Here is a 17,098-nt window from a genome sequence, read left to right as displayed (position 1 = left end):
TCCGCTCACCCTGAGGGCGACACGCCCGCGACACGCCGGGCGTCAGATCGGCTCCGGCGCACACCGAGCGGCACACTGGTCACATGCTTGCACTAGTCCTGGCCATGCTGCTGTGTGTCGCCCTGGGCGCGGGGGTCGTGGGGTACGTCATGATCGAGGCGCGTCGCGAGGGCCGGGGAGAGTTCTGGACCCCCGAGGGGGAGGAGCTCATCGCCGGGGCGCGCCGGCGCGGCGAGCAGGTCCGGAGCCGCGGCGAGCAGCTCGGTCGCTCCGCCGCCCAGCGCACCCAGGCGCTGCGTGAGCGCCGCCGCTCGGCGTCCACCGCCCCGTCGGCGCAGGACGACGCTCCGGGTGAGTACCCCGCCGCCAGCTGAGAGCTCTCAGGCGCGCAGGTGCCGCAGGTAGCGCTCTGGCGCCTCCAGGAACCTCCGGTAGTGGTCGATCATGTCGAGCCGGTCCCACGCCGTCTCCCGCATCCCTTCCTCGGAGCACTCGAGCACCACGGCCCCGGGTAGGGCGGCCAGCAGCGGGGAGTGCGTCGCCAGGAGCACCTGAGCCCCCGGCTGCGAGGCGATCTCGACCAGCTCGGACAGCAGGCGCAGCTGGGCCTCGAAGGACAGACCGGACTCCGGCTCGTCCCAGACGAAGAAGCCGTCCCCCTGGTAGCGCTTCGAGCCCAGAAGCTCGACGAAGGCTTCCCCGTGCGAGAACCGGTGGAAGTCGTGCCGCACCGTGTCCTGCAGATAGCTGAACAGGCCGTGCATCGTCTCGGCCCGCACGAAGTAGCCCCACCGGGAGGCCCCCGGGCCCCGCACGACGCGCAACCACTGCGCGAGGTCGGACTCGGTCGTGCGCGTCCGATGCATCACGCCGGTGGAGCCGCCCTCGGCGTTGAGGCCGTAGGTCATCGCCACCGCCTCCAGGATGGTGGACTTGCCCGAGCCGTTCGGCCCGACGAGCACCGTGGCCCGTCCGAGGTCGAGGCCCTCGGCGATCAGCTGGGCGACGGCCGGGATGGTCCGCGGCCAGGTGTGCTCGTCCGGCAGCGCGGACTGCGGGTCGCGCTCGACCCGTCTGACCGGCACCGGGGCGAAGTCCGGCTCCTGGGGCGTCGGCATACCTGCACGGTATGCCGGGGCGCGGACACACCGCGCCCAGCACGCTGCTGCGCGCGCCCGGCGCCGGTCGCGCGGTGCGGATCGGCCGAGCCGGTCTGAGAGACTGACGTCGTGGGACCGATCAATGAGCTCTGGGAGATCCTGACCCTCGTCACCGTCGTGGTGCTCGGGGGTCTCGCGCTGCTGGTGGCGCTGGTCCGCGGTCGAGGTGGTGACTCGGCGACGCTGCCGCCCGCCGGCACGCGGCGGGAGGAGGACTCCGATGTCCTCACCGAGGAGCGGCCCGAGCCCTCCGGCGAGGTCGAGAATCGCGGTGGTGGGGTCGCGGTCGAGGAGCCCGAGGCGTCCGCGCCCACGCTGGAGCGGCCGGACTCGGCCCGCGGCCGGCTGCAGCGGCTGCGCGCCCGGCTCGCCCGCTCCAACAACGCCATCGGCAACGCGCTCCTGGCGCTGCTGTCACGCGGTGGCCTCAGCGAGCAGGACTGGGAGGACGTCGAGGACACCCTGCTCGCCTCCGACCTCGGCGTGGAGGCGACCCAGGAGCTCGTCGACTCGCTGCGGACGCAGGTCAAGGTGGACGGCACGACCGACGCGGCCCAGGTGAAGCAGTGGCTGCACGACGACCTGCTCCGGCTCGTCGACCCGACCCTCGACCGGCGGGTCGCCGCGAGCCGCGAGGGCGAGCACCCGGCGGTCATCCTCGTGGTGGGCGTCAACGGGACCGGCAAGACCACGACGGTGGGCAAGCTCGGTCGGGTGCTCGTCGCCGAGGACAAGGACGTGCTCTTCGGCGCCGCCGACACCTTCCGCGCCGCCGCCGCCGACCAGCTCCAGACCTGGGGTGAGCGGGTGGGTGTGCCCACCGTGCGCTCGCACACCGAGGGTGCCGACCCCGCGTCGGTCGCCTACGACGCCGTCAAGGGCGGGGTGGACGCCGAGGTCGACGTCGTGCTCGTCGACACCGCCGGGCGGCTCCACACCAAGCGGGGCCTCATGGACGAGCTCGGCAAGATCAAGCGGGTCGTGGAGAAGGTGGCCCCGGTCGGCGAGGTGCTGCTCGTGCTCGACGCCACGACGGGGCAGAACGGCATGCGGCAGGCGGAGGAGTTCGCCCGGGAGGTCGCGATCACCGGGATCGTCCTGACCAAGATGGACGGCACCGCCAAGGGCGGCATCGTCGTCAACGTGCAGCGCAAGCTCGGCGTCCCGGTGAAGCTCATCGGCCTGGGCGAGGGCCCGGACGACCTGGCGCCGTTCGACCCGGAGGCCTTCGTCAGCGCGATCGTCGGCTGACGGCTAGGAGTGGGGTGCCCGGGCGGTGCGGTCGACGACGGCCGAGCTCTGCGGTGAGTTCCGCGGGTCGTCGGGGCTGCTGAGCGCCCAGCCGACCGCCGCGGTCCCGAGCCGGCCGAGCGGGTCGAGCGTCGCCAGCGCGGGTCGCTCCACGGCACGCAGCGGGTCCGGCAGACGCAGCCCGAGCAGGTCGCGGGCATACCCGGGCAGCATCTGCACCGCGCCGGCGGCGAGCATCCAGAATCCGGGTCGCGCGGCCCACGGCAGCGGCGGCTCGGCCAGCAGGAAGCGGGCGACGTCGAGCGCCCCCTCGCTGGCCTCCAGCTCGGGCCGGTATGCCGCGAGCGACCCGGCCAGACCGCGCGCCGTGCGCGGCGGGTCGAGCACCCCGAGCTCTCGGCGGCCCACGCCGCCTGGTCGACGTAGCGGTCCGCCTCGGCGCAAGTGAGCGGGGTCCGCGCGTAGTGCTGGTGGGCCACCAGGAAGCTGTCGATCTCGGCGACGTGCACCCAGCGCAGCAGGTGCGGGTCGGTGGCGGCATACCGTCGCCCGTCCGGCGCGGTCCCCCTGACCGTGCGGTGCACCCGGTTGATCCGGTCGATCACACGTTGCGCGGAGTCCACCGGCCCGTAGGTCGTCATCGCGATGAACTCGCTCGTGCGTTGCAGCCGGCCCCACGGGTCGCCGCGGTAGCCGGAGTGCTGGCCCACGCCGGCCATCGCCAACGGGTGCAACGCCTGGAGGAGCAGCGCGCGGATGCCCCCGGCATACATCCCGGCGTGTCCGTGCACCCGGCAGATCGGGTCGGAGGGGGCGAACCGGCGCTCGCCCGGAGCCAGCCAGATGGCCGCGGCCCGGGGTGCGGCGTCCGGTCCCGCCACCCGCTGCCGCAGCGCCTCGGCGAGGCGGTTGCGGGCCTGCTCGGCGAGTCGGGGGGAGGGCACGGGCCCAGTATGCGCAGCCGGAGGGGCCCGGTGCGCGCCGGAGGTGACCCGGCGGAGGACCGGTCGGCGCCGCGCGGCACGTATCGTAGGGCGGGTGTTCACCAGTCTCTCCGACCGCCTGACGCAGACCTTCCGCAACCTCAAGCGCAAGGGCACCGTCACCGAGTCCGACCTCAACTCCACCATCCGCGACATCCGGATGGCGCTGCTGGACGCCGACGTGGCGCTGCCCGTGGTCAAGGAGTTCACCGGCCGGATCCGCGAGCGGGGGCTGGGCGCGAGGTGCACCAGGCGCTGAACCCGGCGCAGCAGATCGTCAAGATCGTCAACGAGGAGCTCGTCGCGATCCTCGGGGGCCAGACGCGGCGGCTCAACCTCGCCAAGAACCCGCCCACCGTGATCATGCTCGCCGGCCTGCAGGGCTCGGGAAAGACGACCTTCGCGGGCAAGCTGGGCAGGATGCTCGCAGACCAGGGGCATACCCCGATGCTCGTGGCCGCCGACCTGCAGCGCCCCAACGCCGTCACCCAGCTCGAGGTCGTCGGCGAGCGCGCGGGGGTGCCGGTCTTCGCGCCCGAGCGCGGCAACATCTTCGGTCACGACGCGACCCTGGAGTCGGGGGAGGGGACCCGCAGCTTCGGGGACCCGGTCGACGTCGCGGTCGACGGGGTCGAGGAGGCCCGCCGCAAGAACCACGACGTCGTCATCATCGACACCGCCGGCCGGCTGGCCGTCGACGTCGACCTCATGCGCCAGGCGCACGACATCCGGGTCGAGACGAGCGCGCACGAGGTGCTCTTCGTCATCGACGCGATGATCGGGCAGGCCGCGGTCGACACCGCCAAGGCCTTCGCCGACGGCGTCGGCATCACCGGCACCGTGCTGTCCAAGCTGGACGGCGACGCCCGCGGTGGCGCCGCGCTGTCGGTCGCGACCGTCACCGGGCAGCCGATCCTCTTCGCCTCCACCGGGGAGGGGGTCAAGGACGTCGAGCTGTTCCACCCCGACCGGATGGCCTCGCGCATCCTCGACATGGGCGACGTGCTGACCCTCATCGAGCAGGCGGAGAAGGCCTTCGACCAGGCTCAGGCGAAGGAGATGACCCGCAAGTTCCTCGCCGACGAGGACTTCACCTTCGACGACTTCCTCGAGCAGATGTCGGCGATCAAGCGGATGGGTTCGCTGAAGCAGATGCTCGGGATGATGCCCGGGATGCAGGGGATGAAGGCGCAGCTGGACTCCCTCGACGAGCGCGAGTTCGACCGGGTCGAGGCCATGGTCCGCTCGATGACCCCGCTCGAGCGTGGCCACCCCAAGATCCTCAACGGCTCGCGCCGCGCCCGCGTCGCGCGGGGCTCGGGTGTGAGCGTCGGCGAGGTCAACCAGCTCATCGAGCGCTTCGGCGAGGCGCAGAAGATGATGCGTCAGCTCAAGAAGGGCGGCGGCATGCCCGGTATGCCGGGGATGCCCGGCATGGGCGGCGCCGGGGGTGGCGCCAAGAAGGGCAAGCAGCAGCGCAAGAAGGGCAAGTCGGGCAACCCGGCCAAGCGGGCGCAGCAGGAGCGGGAGGCCGCGGCCAAGGAGCAGGCGGCCCGGGATCGCTCGCTGGAGAGCGCCTTCGGCGGTGGGGCCGCCGGGCTGGAGGACGACCCTGGGCAGGGAAGCGACCTGTCCGGGCTCAAGCTGCCGCCGGGTTTCGAGAAGTACCTCGACGGCGGCAAGGGCTGAGCCGAGGGCGCCGCAGGCGTCTGTCGGCGCCCGATGTCAGAGTGGGTCCATGACGGGGACACGCTGCACGATCATCCCGGGCTACCTGCTGGCCCGGATCGCCCAGGCCGACCCGGAGGTCGCTCCGATCGTCCAGGCCACGCTGCAGGACAGCGAGCAGACGCGGGGGCGCCGGGAGCTCATGGCGACCCGGTGGCCGGGAGGAGAGCCGCCGTCCCAGGGGACGATCCTGCCCACGACGATGCCGCTGCCGCGGCTGCCCGCCGAGCCGGTCGTCGCCCCCGACCTAGCGCGGACCGTCGTGCCCGACGACGCGGCGCCCCGGCGCAGCATCTACGACGCTGGTGGGGCGACCACGCTGCCCGGCCGGTTGGTCCGCGGCGAGGGTGACCCGGCGACCGGCGACGTCGCTGCCACCGAGGCCTACGACGGCCTGGGCGCGACGTGGGAGCTGCTCGCGCGTTCCTACGGCCGGGACTCCCTCGACGGTCAGGGCATGCTGCTCGCGGCCACGGTCCACTACGGGCGCGACTACGACAACGCCTTCTGGGACGGCCGGCAGATGGTCTTCGGCGACGGGGACGGCGTCTATTTCCGGCGGTTCACCGCGAGCCTGGATGTCATCGCGCACGAGCTGGGTCACGGGCTGGTGCAATACACCTCTGGCCTGACCTACGTCGCCAGCCGGGCGCGCTCAACGAGTCGGTCTGCGACGTCCTGGGTGCGCTGGTGCGGCAGCGGCTCCTGGGGCAGGAGGCCGGCTCGGCCGACTGGCTCATCGGCGCCGACCTGCTCACCGATCGCGTCCAGGGCGTGGCGCTGCGCTCGATGGCCGCTCCCGGGACCGCCTACGACGACCCTGCCCTCGGCCAGGACCCGCAACCGGCGCACATGGACGACTACGTCGACCTGCCGCACGACGCCGACAACGACAACGGCGGGGTGCACATCAACTCCGGCATTCCCAACAAGGCGTTCCACCTCTTCGCCACTGGGCTCGGGGGACGGGCCTGGGAGCGGGCCGGCCAGGTCTGGTACGACACCCTCGCCACCCGCGGCCGGATCGCGCGGGACGTCGACTTCGCCACCTTCGCCGCCGCCACCGCGGAGTCCGCGCGGGAGCGGTATGCCGATGCCCCGGAGGTGCTCGACGCCCTGCTCGCGGCCTGGGACGGCGTGGGGCTGCCGGTCTCGTGACGCCCCGTTTCACGCAGGCGGAGCTGCAGTCCTACCGGGGGGCCGAGGTCCCCGACCTCCTCCCGGAGCCGGGCTCGGGCCCGAGGGTGCGGCTGCTCTTCGTCGGGATCAACCCCGGCCTGTGGACCGCCGCGACGCTGACCCACTTCGCCCACCCGGGCAACCGGTTCTACCCCGCGCTCGAGCGTGCCGGGATCAGCGGGCGTCGCATCGACCAGGGTGCCGGGATGGACGACGAGGACCGTGCCCACCTGCTCGACCGGGGCATCGGCATCACCAACCTCGTGCCCCGTGCCACCGCCCGCGCCGACGAGCTGAGCGCCTCGGAGCTGCGCGAGGGCGGTGAGCGGCTGCGTGACACGGTGCGCCGGGTGCGACCGGCGGTCGTCGCCGTCGCGGGGATCACGGCATACCGCAGCGCCTTCGGGGCTCGCGGCGCGACCCCGGGTCGGCAGCCGGAGGATCTCGAGGGCGCGCAGCTGTGGGTGGTCTCCAACCCCAGCGGCCTCAACGCGCACGAGACGGTCGCGTCGCTCGCCGAGGCGTACGCCGAGCCGGCCCTCGCTGCCGGCGTGATCTGATCGCGACGGCGATGCCGGGCGGGGGTGGCGCGCCGTCGACCGCCCCGGCGCCCACGGTGTGGCCGTGCCCTCCTCCATCGTCCGACTGTCCGGCGACTCGGCGCTGGCCCCGTCCCCCTACGCCTACTCCGCCACCACCGACGGCGCGAGTCGGCCCATCTTCGTCGCCGGCGCCTCGCGACCTTCGCCGAGCACGAGGTGCCCAGCACGCTGAGCGGAGTCACCGTCCTGGGCTATCCCGGCCAGCTCGTCGAGATCGAGGTGGTGGCCGCCGTCCCGCTGGCCTGACCGCGGGTCAGGCGTCGCGGCTTCCAGAGCTGCTCGCTGGCGACCGGCACGAATCCGCGGCGCAGGAAGAAGCGCAGCGAGCGGGCGTTGCCGGGCGTCACCGACGCGAGGACGACCTCGCCGGCCGGTCGGCGCGCCAGGATCCCGTCGAGCAGGGTGGCGGCGTGGCCGTCCTCGGCCTGGATGCCGACCTCCGGCAGGCCGCCGATCCCGCGGGAGAGCGTCGCCAGCGAGCTGACGTCGCGGTCGGGCAGGCCGTAGACGTCGATCTCGGTCCGCCACTCGCCGGCGTGCGCGGCGCGGTCGGTGCCGGCGAGGTCGGGGCGGGGGACCAGGGGCCCGCCGGCCCCGGTGCCACGGCCCACGAGCAGCGCGTCGAGGACCCCGATCGGGCCCTCACCCGCGAGCGTGGTCGCGATCCGCGGGTCGTGCGCCCCGCCGAAGCCGTGGACACCCAGGGCCGCGAGCTCGCCGTCGGTGACGTCCTCGGTCACGGCCATGACGGCGTGGCCGGTGAAGGCGATCGCGCCCTCGACCCCGCCCCGCCACGGTGCGGTGCGCGAGAAGCCGCCGTCCGGTTCTGGGAAGTGACCGTCGGCGGCCGCCCGCAGCATCGCGCCGAGGTCGACGCGCGGGACACGCAGCGGCTCGCGGGTGGGCATACCGGGGTCGGACACGAAGGGGGAGTCTACGGCCGCACTGCTCGACGCTACGGTGAGCATCCACGGCGAAGAAGGCGAGGCGAGCGATGAGCGCACCGGTGCTCCACGTCACGGGTCAGATCCTGGTCGGTCCCGAGGAGGTGCTCGAGGAGATCTGGGTGGTCGACGGCCGGGTCAGCCTCAGTGCCCCGACGGGTGCCGAGGTCGAGACGATCCGGGGGTATGCCCTCCCCGGGCTGGTCGACGCGCACTGCCACGTCGGCCTCGAGGCCCAGGGTGCGGTGGACGACGCCCGGGCCGAGGAGCACGCGCTGGCCGAGCGGGACGCGGGCGCGCTGCTGCTGCGCGACGCGGGCAGCCCGGCCGACACGCGGTGGGTGCAGGACCGGGAGGACCTGCCGCGGCTCATCCGCGCCGGCCGGCACATCGCCCGCACCCGGCGCTACATCCGCAACTTCGCCTGGGAGATCGAGCCCGAGGACCTCGTGGCCTACGTGCGCCAGGAGGCGCGCGCCGGTGACGGGTGGGTCAAGCTCGTGGGTGACTGGATCGACCGGGAGACCGGTGACCTGGGGACCTGCTGGCCGGTCGACGTGCTCACCGAGGCCATCGCCGCCGCGCACGAGGAGGGGGCACGGGTCACCGCGCACTGCTTCGGGGAGCAGTCGCTGGTCGACTTCGCCGCCGCCGGGACCGACTGCATCGAGCACGCCACCGGGCTGGTCGACGACACCATCGACACCTTCGCGGCCGAGGGCATCGCGATCGTGCCGACCCTGGTCAACATCGACAACTTCCCGGGTTTCGCCGACGCCGGTCGCGGCAAGTTCCCGACCTACGCCGACCACATGATGGACCTCTACGCGCGGCGGCACGAGACGGTCGCCAAGGCGCACGAGGCGGGCATACCGGTGTATGCCGGGTCCGACGCGGGTGGGCAGCTGCCGCACGGGCTCGTCGCCCAGGAGGTGGAGGCGCTGACCCGGGCCGGGATGAGTGCGACCGAGGCGCTCGGGGCGGCCACCTGGTCGGCCCGCGAGTGGCTGGGTCGCCCCGGGATCGCTGAGGGTGAGTCGGCCGACCTCGTCATCTACCGCGAGGACCCGCGCGCGGACGTCAGGGTCCTGGCCGATCCGGAGCACGTCGTCCTGCGCGGGCACCGGCACCCCCGCTCCGGGGCCTCCGGCTGACCCACCGCGGTGGCTCGGTGTTGCCCTGGCAACACATCCCCACCGCGGTGGCCGGGTGTTGCCTTGGCAACACATCCCCACCGCGGTGGCTGGGTGTCGTCCTGGCAGCACATCCCCACCGCGGTCAGGCGGCGCCGGAGGTGGCCTCCTGCGCAGCGTCGTGGTGGTCGTCCTCGTCGGGCTCGCCGATGCCGAGCAGGACGTCGTAGGCCCGCTGGGAGAGGAAGGCCGGCGGGTCGGCCGCCACCACCGAGTCGCGGAGGAGCTCGACGGCGTGCCCCAGCAGGTCCTCGCGGGCCCCGCGGCGACGCATCAGCGCCACCTCGTCCTCGAGCATCCGGTCCAGCAGCAGCGTCGACATCGTCGGACCCTCGGCCAGCCGGGTGCCGTGCGAGAGCCACTGCCACAGCTGCATGCGGGCCAGCTCGACGGTGCCGAAGTCCTCGACGTGACCGGCGAGCGTGGCGGTGCCCTCCCCGGCCAGCCACCCGGTGAGATAGGTCAGCGACGAGCGCATCGCCGTGCGCACCCCGGTCAGGGTCGACGCGCCGGGGATCGCGCTGACGTCACGCAGCGCCTCGGCATCCGGAGCCGCGTCGGACGCCCGGCCGGGCGAGGGTGCGTCCTCGGCCGGAGCCTGCCGCTCGGCCCGCCGCCGGTCGCGTTCCTCGAAGGGCTGCCGGGCGACCGGCACGAGAGCGGGGTGCAGCACCCATGCGCCGTCGAAGCCCTGCTTGGCCTCGCGGGCCTTGTCGCGGTGCACCCGCGCGTGGGTCATCGCGGCCGAGTCGTCGAAGGGGCCGCTGGCGGCGAGCGCGATCGGTCCGCCGATGGCCTGGACGCCCCGCCGGTGGCAGGTGCGCACGATGAGGTCGGTGTAGGTCCGCAGGAACCGGGTGTTCATGGTGAACGCGTCCCGGTCCGGCAGCACGTGGTCCGGCCGGTCCCCGTAGGTCCGCAGGTGGGAGAAGACGTAGTCCCAGCGTCCGGCGGCCAGCCCCGTGACCCGCTCCCGCAGCGCGTGGACGATCTCGTCCAGCTCGTAGGCCGCCTGCACCGTCTCGACGAGCACGCTGACCCGGGTGCATCCGGTGGGCAGGCCGAGCGCCTCTTCGGCGGCGGTGAGCATCCGGTCCCACCACTGCGCTTCGGCGGCCGACTCGACCTTGGGCAGGTAGAGGTAAGGGCCGGTGCCCCGCTCGAGCAGCAGCCTCGCGCAGCGGGCGAGGAAGGTGACGGTGTCGACGAGCGAGGCCGCCGTGGGCTGCCCGTCCACCTCCAGGTGGGCCTCGTCGAGGTGCAGCCCGCGCGGCCGGACCATGAGCGTGGGCACGCCGGGGTCCGGGTCACCGGTGCGGGTCCCCGCTACCTCGAGGATGACCTCCTGGGCGGCGACCAGCCGGCGCGAGGTGGGCACCAGCATGTCCTCCAGGTCGGCCACCCAGACGTCGGCGCCGGAGGCGAGCGCGCCCTTGGCCTGCTCCGCGGTGGCCGCGGTCGCGAGCTCGACCCGGCGGTGGGTCAGGTCCGCCGGTGGCGGCGCCACCTGCCAGGCGTCGTCGGCGCGCAGCTGCGCGGTCTCGGAGCGGGTGTGCAGCTCGGTCCCGGCGCGCACGCCCCGCGACTGCTCCTTGCGGCCGCGCAGCAGCTCGGCGCGGGACTCCCGCAGCGCGCGCTCGAGGTCGGTCAGCGTCGCGAGCTGCTCGTCCTGGAGCAGCGCCTCGGGGTAGGTCTCCATGACCTCATCCTCTCGGGTGGACGGCCGCGGTGGCCAGGGCGATCCCTGGCCACCGCGGTGGGTTCCGGTCGCTGTGGCCGCACTTGGCCACCGCGGTGGGTTCGGCTGCTGCTCAGTGGAACTGCTCGGACTCGGTCGAGCCGGACAGCGCGGTGGTGGAGGACTCCGGGTTGACCGCGGTGCTGACCGCGTCGAAGTAGCCGGTGCCCACCTCCGCCTGGTGCTTGACCGCGGTGTAGCCCGAGGAGGCCGCGGCGAACTCCGCCTCCTGCAGCTCGACATACGCGCTCATGCCGGTCCGGGCATACCCCTGGGCGAGCTGGAACATCGAGTGGTTCAGCGCGTGGAAGCCGGCCAGGGTGATGAACTGGAAGGCGTAGCCCAGGTCTCCGAGCTCGTCCTGGAAGGAGGCGATCTCGCTGTCCGAGAGCGCCGACCTCCAGTTGAAGGACGGGCTGCAGTTGTAGGCGAGCTTCTGCCCGGGGAAGTCCTTGTGCAGCTCGGTGGCGAACTCCCGCGCCAGGCCGAGGTCCGGGGTGCCGGTCTCGACCCAGATGAGGTCGGCGTAGGGCGCGTAGGCCTTGGCCCGCGCCAGCACCGGCTCGATGCCGTTGCGCACCCGGAAGAAGCCCTCGGAGGTGCGCTCGCCGGTGGTGAACTCCTGGTCGATCTCGTCCACGTCGCTGGTCAGCAGGTCCGCCGCGAGAGCGTCGGTGCGGGCGATGACGACCGAGGGCACGCCCAGGACGTCGGCGGCGAGCCGGGCCGAGTTGAGGGTGCGGACGTGCTGACCGGTGGGGATGAGCACCTTGCCGCCGAGGTGGCCGCACTTCTTCTCCGAGGCGAGCTGGTCCTCCCAGTGCACGCCGGCCGCACCGGCCGCGATCATCGACTTCATCAGCTCGAAGACGTTGAGCGGCCCGCCGAAGCCGGCCTCGGCGTCGGCCACGATCGGGGCGAAGAAGTCGGTGCTGGTGTCCCCGTTCATCCAGGCGATCTGATCGGCGCGCTGCAGCGCGTTGTTGATCCGGCGGACCACGGCCGGGACCGAGTTGGCGGGGTAGAGGCTCTGGTCGGGGTAGGTCTGGCCCGCGAGGTTGGCGTCCGCGGCGACCTGCCACCCGGAGAGGTAGATGGCCTCCAGCCCACCCTTGACCATCTGCACCGCCTGGTTGCCGGTGAGGGCGCCGAGGGCGCGGGTGAAGGGCTTGGTCTCCAGCGCCTCCCACAGCTTCTCCGCACCGCGGCGGGCGAGGGTGTGCTCCTCGACGACGGAGCCGCGCAGCCGCACGACGTCCTCGGCCGTGTAGCGGCGCTCGACCCCGGACCAGCGGGGGTTGGTCTGCCAGTCGCGCTCGATCTCCAGCGCCTGCTGGGCGGCGGGAGCGGTGGTGGTCTGCTCGGTGGTCGTCGTCATCGTCGTGCCCTTTCCCTGTGGCGACGGGGTGTGTGACACCACTCTGAGGGGCGGATCGGGGGTCGGGGCAGGTTCCGCGGTGTCAAGAATCGTCGAATTTTCGCTAAGGTGGAGGTATGCCGTCCTCCCACCGTCGGGTGCTGCCGTTCCGTCCCTCCGAGCGTCTGGAGGGCACCGACAGTCCGTCCTCTGGCGCCGCCGACCCGGTCTCGGTCGGCCGCCGGGTGCGGCACCACCGCCGCGAGGCCGGCCTGACCCTCGCCGACGTGGCCGCCCGGGTCGAGCTGTCGACCTCGGCCCTGTCGCTCATCGAGAACGGTCGCCGCGAGGCCCGTGCCTCCGTGCTCGGTCGGCTCGCGACCGCCCTCGACGTCGATCTCACGACGTTGCTCACCGGCGGGCCGCCGAGCCGTCGGGCGGCGCTGGAGGTGCGCTGGGAGCGGGCGCAACGGGCCGAGGGCTTCCAGACCCTGGGGATCCCGCCGGTGCGGGTGGGCCCCGGTCTGCCGGACGACGCCCTCGAGGCCCTCGTCGGGCTCTACGAGAGCGTCGTCGGGCTGCAGCAGCAGCGGGCGGCGACCCCGGAGTTCGCGCGCCTGGCCAACGCCGAGCTGCGCGCCCGGATGCGCGAGGCCGGCAACTACTTCGCCGACATCGAGTCCGCCGCCGCGGCGCTCGTCGAGCAGGTCGGGCATACCCAGGGCCCGCTGTCCCGCGAGGCGGTGAACCGGATCGCGCGCCACGTCGGCTTCGAGATCGTCGCCGTCCCGGACGTGCCGGCCTCGACCCGGACCGTCACCGACCTGGCGCACCGGCGGATCTACCTACCCGAGGGCGGCGGGCACGACCCGCGGGCCGCGGCGCTGCAGGCCCTCGGCCACGTCGTGCTGGACCACCAGCCCCCGCGCGACTACGCCGAGTTCCTCGCCCAGCGGGTCGAGATCAACTACTTCGCCGCGGCCACCCTCGTGCCCGAGAGCAGTGCGGTACCGCTGCTGCGCCGGGCCAAGGCCGAGCGCGACATCGCGCTGGAGGACCTGCGCGACACCTACGCCGTGTCCTACGAGACGGCCGCCCACCGGTTCTGCAACCTCGCGACCGAGCACCTCGACCTCCAGGTCCACTTCATGCGGACCAGCGCCGACGGCGTCATCTACAAGCCTACGAGAACGACGGCGTGCGCTTCCCCATGGACGCCTCGGGAGCGATCGAGGGCGCGCGGGTATGCCGGTCCTGGACCGCCCGGGTCGTCTTCGACCAGCCCCGTGGCTCGGTCTACCACCAGTACACCGACACCGGTCGCGGGACCTACTGGTGCACCGCGGTCGCCGAGCCGACCTCGGCCGGGCTCTTCTCGATCAGTCTCGGGGTGCCCTTCGACCAGGTCCGCTGGATGCGCGGGCGGGACACCACGCAGCGGCGGGTCTCCCGGTGCCCCGACCCCCGGTGCTGCACCCGACCCCCGGCCGAGCTGGCCCGTGCCTGGGACGGACAGGTCTGGCCCAGCGCCCGGGCGCACTCGCACCTCCTCGCCGTCATGCCGCCGGGCGTCTTCCCGGGGGTCGACGAGACCGAGGTGCTGCGCTTCGTGGCGGGGCACGCCCCCGAGGGCGAGGACGGGGAGGCGACCGATGCCGCGCCGGAGCAGGGGGAGCGGGCCGATGTGGCACAATGAGCGCGTACCCATCTGCGGTCGGCCCTCTCACCGTGCCCGGATGTGTCCATCGCCACCGCGGCGCCGTGCGTGTTCTTCCCCACGCGGACGCCAGGTAGCCCACCACAGACAAGACTGAGGAGACACCGCACACGTGGCTGTCAAGATTCGCCTGAAGCGCATGGGCAAGATCCGTGCACCGTACTACCGCGTCGTCGTCATGGACTCGCGCACCAAGCGCGACGGCCGGGCGATCGAGGAGATCGGCAAGTACCACCCGACCGAGGAGCCCTCGCTCATCGACATCGACTCCGAGCGGGCGCAGTACTGGCTCGGCGTCGGTGCGCAGCCGACCGAGCAGGTCGCCGCGCTGCTCAAGGTCACCGGTGACTGGCAGAAGTACAAGGGTGAGGACGGTGCCGAGGGCACGCTGAGGACCCGCGAGCCCAAGGCCGACAAGAAGGCCCTCTACGAGGCTGCGCTCGCCGCCGCCGACGGCGAGGACACCTCGGGCGCTACCACGCAGAAGCGCACGAAGGCGGCCAAGGCGGAGAGGACCGAGGCGCCCGCCGCCGAGGAGGCCGCGACCGAGGCCCCCGCCGAGGAGACCGCCCCGCCCGCCGACACCGAGGGCTCGGCCGCGGCCAGCACCGGCGAGGGTGCCACCGAGGACGCCGCCACCGGCACCGAGGCCGCCGAGGGCGACGCGAAGACCGACGAGGCCTGAGCGTGCTCGAGGAAGCCCTGGAGCACCTGGTCAAGGGCATCGTCGACCACGACGGTGACGTCGCCGTCCGGACCAAGAACGCCCGCCACGGCGAGGTCCTCGAGGTCCGGGTCCACCCTGACGACCTGGGTCGCGTCATCGGCCGGCGGGGCCGGACCGCGAGCGCGCTGCGCACCGTGGTCGGCGCGCTCGCCGGCGGGGACAAGGTCCGGGTCGACATCGTCGATACCGACCGCACCCGCTGACGCGAGGCATCCTGCTTGACGGCCCGTCCCGGCACCACCGCCGGGGCGGGCCGCACGCGTCCCACCCGCAGCCCGTCCCGGCGGACGGCACACCCGACAGGAGCACCATGACCGAGGCCTTCGTCGCCGCCCGGATCGGCAGGCCGCACGGCCTGCGGGGCGAGGTCACCGTCCAGGTGCACACCGACGACCCCGAGGGGCGGTTCGTTGTGGGGGAGAGTTTCACCACCGAGCCCGCCGCGACCGGGCCGCTGGTGCTGCGCTCGGTGCGGCAGCACCAGGGGATCTACCTGCTCGCCTTCAAGGGGCATACCGACCGGACCGCGGCCGGGGCGCTGCGCGGCACCCGGCTGCTGGTCGCCGACGACGAGGACGACGCAGCCGAGGGCGAGGAGGACGGCTGGCGCGAGGACGACCTGCTGGGTTTCGCCGTCGTCCTCCCCGACGGCAGCCCGCTGGGCGAGGTGAGCGCGCTGCACGTCCGCCCGGTGCAGGACCTGCTCGAGGTCCGCACCCCCGGCGGCGAGGTGCTCGTGCCCTTCGTCGACGAGCTGGTGCCCGAGGTGGACGAGGACGCTCGCCGGGTCGTCGTCGACCCGCCGCCGGGTCTGCTCGAGCTGGGGGAGTGAGAGGTATGCCGCTGCGTGTCGACGTCGTCACGATCTTCCCGGACTATCTCGCTCCGCTCGAGCTGTCCCTGCTGGGGCGGGCGCGGCGCGAGGGACTGCTCGAGGTGCAGGTGCACGACCTGCGCGACTGGACCCATGACCGGCACCGCACCGTGGACGACACGCCCTACGGCGGCGGCGCCGGGATGGTCATGCGGCCCGAGCCGTGGGGCGAGGCGCTGGACGAGATCTGCACCTCGGTCCCCGGGCGGACGCCGCGGATCGTCGTCCCGGGCCCCGGAGGTGAGGTCTTCACGCAGGCGACCGCCGAGCGGCTCGCGGAGCAGGAGGACTGGCTGGTCTTCGTCTGCGGCCGCTACGAGGGCATCGACGAGCGGGTCTACGACGAGTTCGCCTCCCGCTACCCGCTGTCGGTGCTCAGCCTCGGCGACTACGTCCTCAACGGCGGGGAGGTCGCCGTCCTGGCGATGACCGAGGCCATCGCCCGGCTGCTGCCCGGCATGGTCGGCAACGAGGCGTCGCTGGCCGAGGAGTCGCACACCGGGGGGCTGCTGGAGTACCCCGTCTACACCAAGCCCGCGAGCTGGCGGGGGCACGAGGTGCCCGACGTGCTGCTGTCGGGCCACCACGGCCAGATCGCGGCCTGGCGGCACGAGCAGCGGCTGGCCCGCACCGCGCAGCGCCGCCCGGACCTCATGGAGCGCTACCGGGCCGGTCGCTGATCTTCTGGACGGAGGTTTCTGGGCGACGGGTCCCACGAACCAAGGTCCAGAAGGCTCAGGGGCGCACGATCTCGTCGTCGGAGTAGCCCTGCAGGTAGAGCAGGGCGGTGAGGTCGCCGTGGTTGACCCGGACCGGGGCGCGCGCGGCCACCGCCGGCTTGGCGTGCAGGGCGACGCCCAGCCCCGCGAGCTGCAGCATCGGCAGGTCGTTGGCCCCGTCGCCGACCGCCACGGCGTCGGCGGGGGTCAGCCCGAGGCGGGACGTGATCTCGCGCAGCGCGGCGACCTTGGCATCCTGGCCGACCACCGGTGGGACCACCCGGCCGGTCAACCGCCCGTCGGCCACCTCGAGCGTGTTGGCACGGTGCTCGTGGAAGCCGAGCCGTGCGGCGACCACCTCGGTGAAGTGGGTGAAACCGCCCGACACGAGCGCGGCATACCCTCCGTGCGCCGCCGTCGTGGCGAGCAGCTCGGGTCCGCCCGGCGCGAGGGTGATGCGCTCGTCGAGGACGGTCCGGACGACGTCGACGGGCAGTCCCTGGAGCAGCCCGACCCGTTCGTGCAGCGCCTCGGCGAAGTCGAGCTCACCGTTCATGGCTCGCGCGGTGATGGCGGCCACCCGCTCGCCCACGCCCACCTGCGCGGCGAGCTCGTCGATGCACTCCTGCTCGATCATCGTGGAGTCCATGTCGGCGAGCAGCACCCGGCGCCGCCGTGCTCCCTGGGACTGGACGACGACGTCGATCCCCCGCGCCTGCCAGGCTCCCACGTGCCCTCCTCCAGACCGGCGTCGCCGTCCAGCTCCACCTCGACCGCGGCGCCGGGGCGCAGCCAGCGCGGCGACGACGTGGCCCGGTCGCCGCTCACGTCGTGGACCGCCGAGTCGCCGAGGTCGCGGGCCGTGGGGTCGCTCAGCAGGGTCAGCAGGGGCACCGCCCGATCGTAGGTGGCGGACGGGCATACCC

General features: G+C 73.4%; 16 protein-coding genes and 5 pseudogenes. 14 read left to right on the top strand and 7 right to left on the bottom strand.

The genetic code is table 11. The annotated features are described in order from the left end of the window. The first annotated feature begins 83 nt into the window (after nt 1–83). Complete coding sequence (locus BJF80_RS07075; RefSeq protein ID WP_083673510.1) at nt 84–374, top strand: hypothetical protein; 291 nt, start codon at nt 84–86, stop codon at nt 372–374. Nucleotides 375–380: 6 nt separating this feature from the next. Here BJF80_RS07075 and BJF80_RS07070 read toward each other — a convergent pair whose 3' ends face one another. Beyond that, nucleotides 381–1,118, bottom strand: coding sequence for an AAA family ATPase (locus tag BJF80_RS07070; protein WP_075812498.1), 738 nt, complete (start codon nt 1,116–1,118; stop codon nt 381–383). 111 nt (nt 1,119–1,229) lie between these two features. Between BJF80_RS07070 and ftsY the strand changes: the two genes are divergently transcribed. After that, nucleotides 1,230–2,411 carry a signal recognition particle-docking protein FtsY gene (ftsY, locus tag BJF80_RS07065; RefSeq protein ID WP_075812496.1) on the top strand — a complete coding sequence of 394 codons (1,182 nt, stop codon included), beginning with the start codon at nt 1,230–1,232 and terminating at the stop codon, nt 2,409–2,411. 3 nt (nt 2,412–2,414) lie between these two features. Here ftsY and BJF80_RS19925 read toward each other — a convergent pair whose 3' ends face one another. Together BJF80_RS19925 and BJF80_RS19920 are read right to left on the bottom strand one after the other, a co-directional pair. Beyond that, the gene (locus BJF80_RS19925; RefSeq protein ID WP_237767479.1) at nt 2,415–2,819 is read right to left on the bottom strand and encodes an oxygenase MpaB family protein; all 405 of its coding nucleotides are present in this window, start codon (nt 2,817–2,819) and stop codon (nt 2,415–2,417) included. 23 nt (nt 2,820–2,842) lie between these two features. Then, nucleotides 2,843–3,184 (bottom strand): annotated as a pseudogene (locus BJF80_RS19920) (oxygenase MpaB family protein); the annotation flags it as partial. Nucleotides 3,185–3,449: 265 nt separating this feature from the next. Here BJF80_RS19920 and ffh point away from each other — a divergent pair. The 7 genes and pseudogenes from ffh (at nt 3,450) to BJF80_RS07035 (ending at nt 9,001) form a co-directional block, all read left to right on the top strand. Beyond that, nucleotides 3,450–5,083: pseudogene (gene ffh, locus BJF80_RS07055) on the top strand (signal recognition particle protein). Nucleotides 5,084–5,132: 49 nt separating this feature from the next. Beyond that, nucleotides 5,133–5,678: pseudogene (locus tag BJF80_RS21115) on the top strand (M4 family metallopeptidase); the annotation flags it as partial. Nucleotides 5,679–5,812: 134 nt separating this feature from the next. Next, entirely contained in the window at nt 5,813–6,280 is a 468-nt protein-coding gene (locus BJF80_RS21110; RefSeq protein ID WP_321166360.1) for a M4 family metallopeptidase, read from the top strand. Beyond that, complete coding sequence (locus BJF80_RS07045) at nt 6,277–6,861, top strand: mismatch-specific DNA-glycosylase (RefSeq protein WP_075812494.1); 585 nt, start codon at nt 6,277–6,279, stop codon at nt 6,859–6,861. Before BJF80_RS21110 ends, BJF80_RS07045 begins: the two co-directional genes overlap by 4 nt. A gap of 64 nt (nt 6,862–6,925) precedes the next feature. Then, a complete protein-coding gene (locus tag BJF80_RS19030) occupies nt 6,926–7,075 on the top strand; it encodes a hypothetical protein (RefSeq protein ID WP_187344349.1) in 150 nt (49 codons plus the stop codon). Next, nucleotides 7,045–7,149 (top strand): annotated as a pseudogene (locus BJF80_RS19915) (RidA family protein); the annotation flags it as partial. The gene BJF80_RS19030 and the pseudogene BJF80_RS19915, both read left to right, overlap by 31 nt. Before the next feature lie 748 nt (nt 7,150–7,897). Continuing rightward, nucleotides 7,898–9,001, top strand: coding sequence for an amidohydrolase family protein (locus BJF80_RS07035; RefSeq protein WP_075812492.1), 1,104 nt, complete (start codon nt 7,898–7,900; stop codon nt 8,999–9,001). A gap of 124 nt (nt 9,002–9,125) precedes the next feature. Here the strand turns inward: BJF80_RS07035 and BJF80_RS07030 are convergent, their stop codons facing one another. Together BJF80_RS07030 and aceA are read right to left on the bottom strand one after the other, a co-directional pair. Next, nucleotides 9,126–10,739, bottom strand: coding sequence for an aldolase/citrate lyase family protein (locus BJF80_RS07030; protein ID WP_075812490.1), 1,614 nt, complete (start codon nt 10,737–10,739; stop codon nt 9,126–9,128). Nucleotides 10,740–10,851: 112 nt separating this feature from the next. Continuing rightward, the gene (gene aceA / locus BJF80_RS07025; protein ID WP_075812488.1) at nt 10,852–12,156 is read right to left on the bottom strand and encodes an isocitrate lyase; all 1,305 of its coding nucleotides are present in this window, start codon (nt 12,154–12,156) and stop codon (nt 10,852–10,854) included. A gap of 116 nt (nt 12,157–12,272) precedes the next feature. Here aceA and BJF80_RS07020 point away from each other — a divergent pair. The 5 genes and pseudogenes from BJF80_RS07020 (at nt 12,273) to trmD (ending at nt 16,133) form a co-directional block, all read left to right on the top strand. Beyond that, nucleotides 12,273–13,831, top strand: a pseudogene (locus tag BJF80_RS07020) (helix-turn-helix domain-containing protein). A gap of 133 nt (nt 13,832–13,964) precedes the next feature. Next, on the top strand, nt 13,965–14,537 hold the full coding sequence (gene rpsP, locus BJF80_RS07015; RefSeq protein ID WP_075812484.1) for a 30S ribosomal protein S16: 573 nt from the start codon (nt 13,965–13,967) through the stop codon (nt 14,535–14,537). A 2-nt stretch (nt 14,538–14,539) separates the two neighbouring features. Continuing rightward, nucleotides 14,540–14,782 carry an RNA-binding protein gene (locus BJF80_RS07010; protein WP_022926112.1) on the top strand — a complete coding sequence of 81 codons (243 nt, stop codon included), beginning with the start codon at nt 14,540–14,542 and terminating at the stop codon, nt 14,780–14,782. Nucleotides 14,783–14,889: 107 nt separating this feature from the next. After that, the gene (gene rimM / locus BJF80_RS07005; protein WP_075812482.1) at nt 14,890–15,411 is read left to right on the top strand and encodes a ribosome maturation factor RimM; all 522 of its coding nucleotides are present in this window, start codon (nt 14,890–14,892) and stop codon (nt 15,409–15,411) included. 5 nt (nt 15,412–15,416) lie between these two features. Next, nucleotides 15,417–16,133 (top strand): tRNA (guanosine(37)-N1)-methyltransferase TrmD, encoded by a 717-nt coding sequence (gene trmD, locus BJF80_RS07000; protein ID WP_075812480.1) that lies wholly within the window; start codon nt 15,417–15,419, stop codon nt 16,131–16,133. Nucleotides 16,134–16,188: 55 nt separating this feature from the next. Here trmD and serB read toward each other — a convergent pair whose 3' ends face one another. Then, complete coding sequence (gene serB / locus BJF80_RS06995; protein ID WP_237767478.1) at nt 16,189–16,902, bottom strand: phosphoserine phosphatase SerB; 714 nt, start codon at nt 16,900–16,902, stop codon at nt 16,189–16,191. Beyond that, nucleotides 16,806–17,066 (bottom strand): hypothetical protein, encoded by a 261-nt coding sequence (locus BJF80_RS19910; RefSeq protein WP_237767477.1) that lies wholly within the window; start codon nt 17,064–17,066, stop codon nt 16,806–16,808. Before BJF80_RS19910 ends, serB begins: the two co-directional genes overlap by 97 nt. Between the last annotated feature and the right edge of the window lie 32 nt (nt 17,067–17,098).

This window comes from Serinicoccus sp. CUA-874, from assembly GCF_001942225.1.
Classification (GTDB): Bacteria; Actinomycetota; Actinomycetes; order Actinomycetales; family Dermatophilaceae; genus Ornithinicoccus; species Ornithinicoccus marinus.
Note: the sequence above shows the minus strand (reverse complement) of the source record. Positions and strands in the feature narration are given on the sequence as shown.

What these genes read in the sequence shown, in the direction of transcription:
- BJF80_RS07075 (WP_083673510.1), top strand. Translation starts at nt 84, where the DNA reads ATGCTTGCACTAGTCCTGGCCATGCTGCTGTGTGTCGCCCTGGGCGCG.
- BJF80_RS07070 (WP_075812498.1), bottom strand. Translation starts at nt 1,118, where the DNA reads ATGCCGACGCCCCAGGAGCCGGACTTCGCCCCGGTGCCGGTCAGACGG.
- BJF80_RS07035 (WP_075812492.1), top strand. Translation starts at nt 7,898, where the DNA reads ATGAGCGCACCGGTGCTCCACGTCACGGGTCAGATCCTGGTCGGTCCC.
- BJF80_RS07030 (WP_075812490.1), bottom strand. Translation starts at nt 10,739, where the DNA reads ATGGAGACCTACCCCGAGGCGCTGCTCCAGGACGAGCAGCTCGCGACG.
- aceA (WP_075812488.1), bottom strand. Translation starts at nt 12,156, where the DNA reads ATGACGACGACCACCGAGCAGACCACCACCGCTCCCGCCGCCCAGCAG.
- rimM (WP_075812482.1), top strand. Translation starts at nt 14,890, where the DNA reads ATGACCGAGGCCTTCGTCGCCGCCCGGATCGGCAGGCCGCACGGCCTG.
- trmD (WP_075812480.1), top strand. Translation starts at nt 15,417, where the DNA reads ATGCCGCTGCGTGTCGACGTCGTCACGATCTTCCCGGACTATCTCGCT.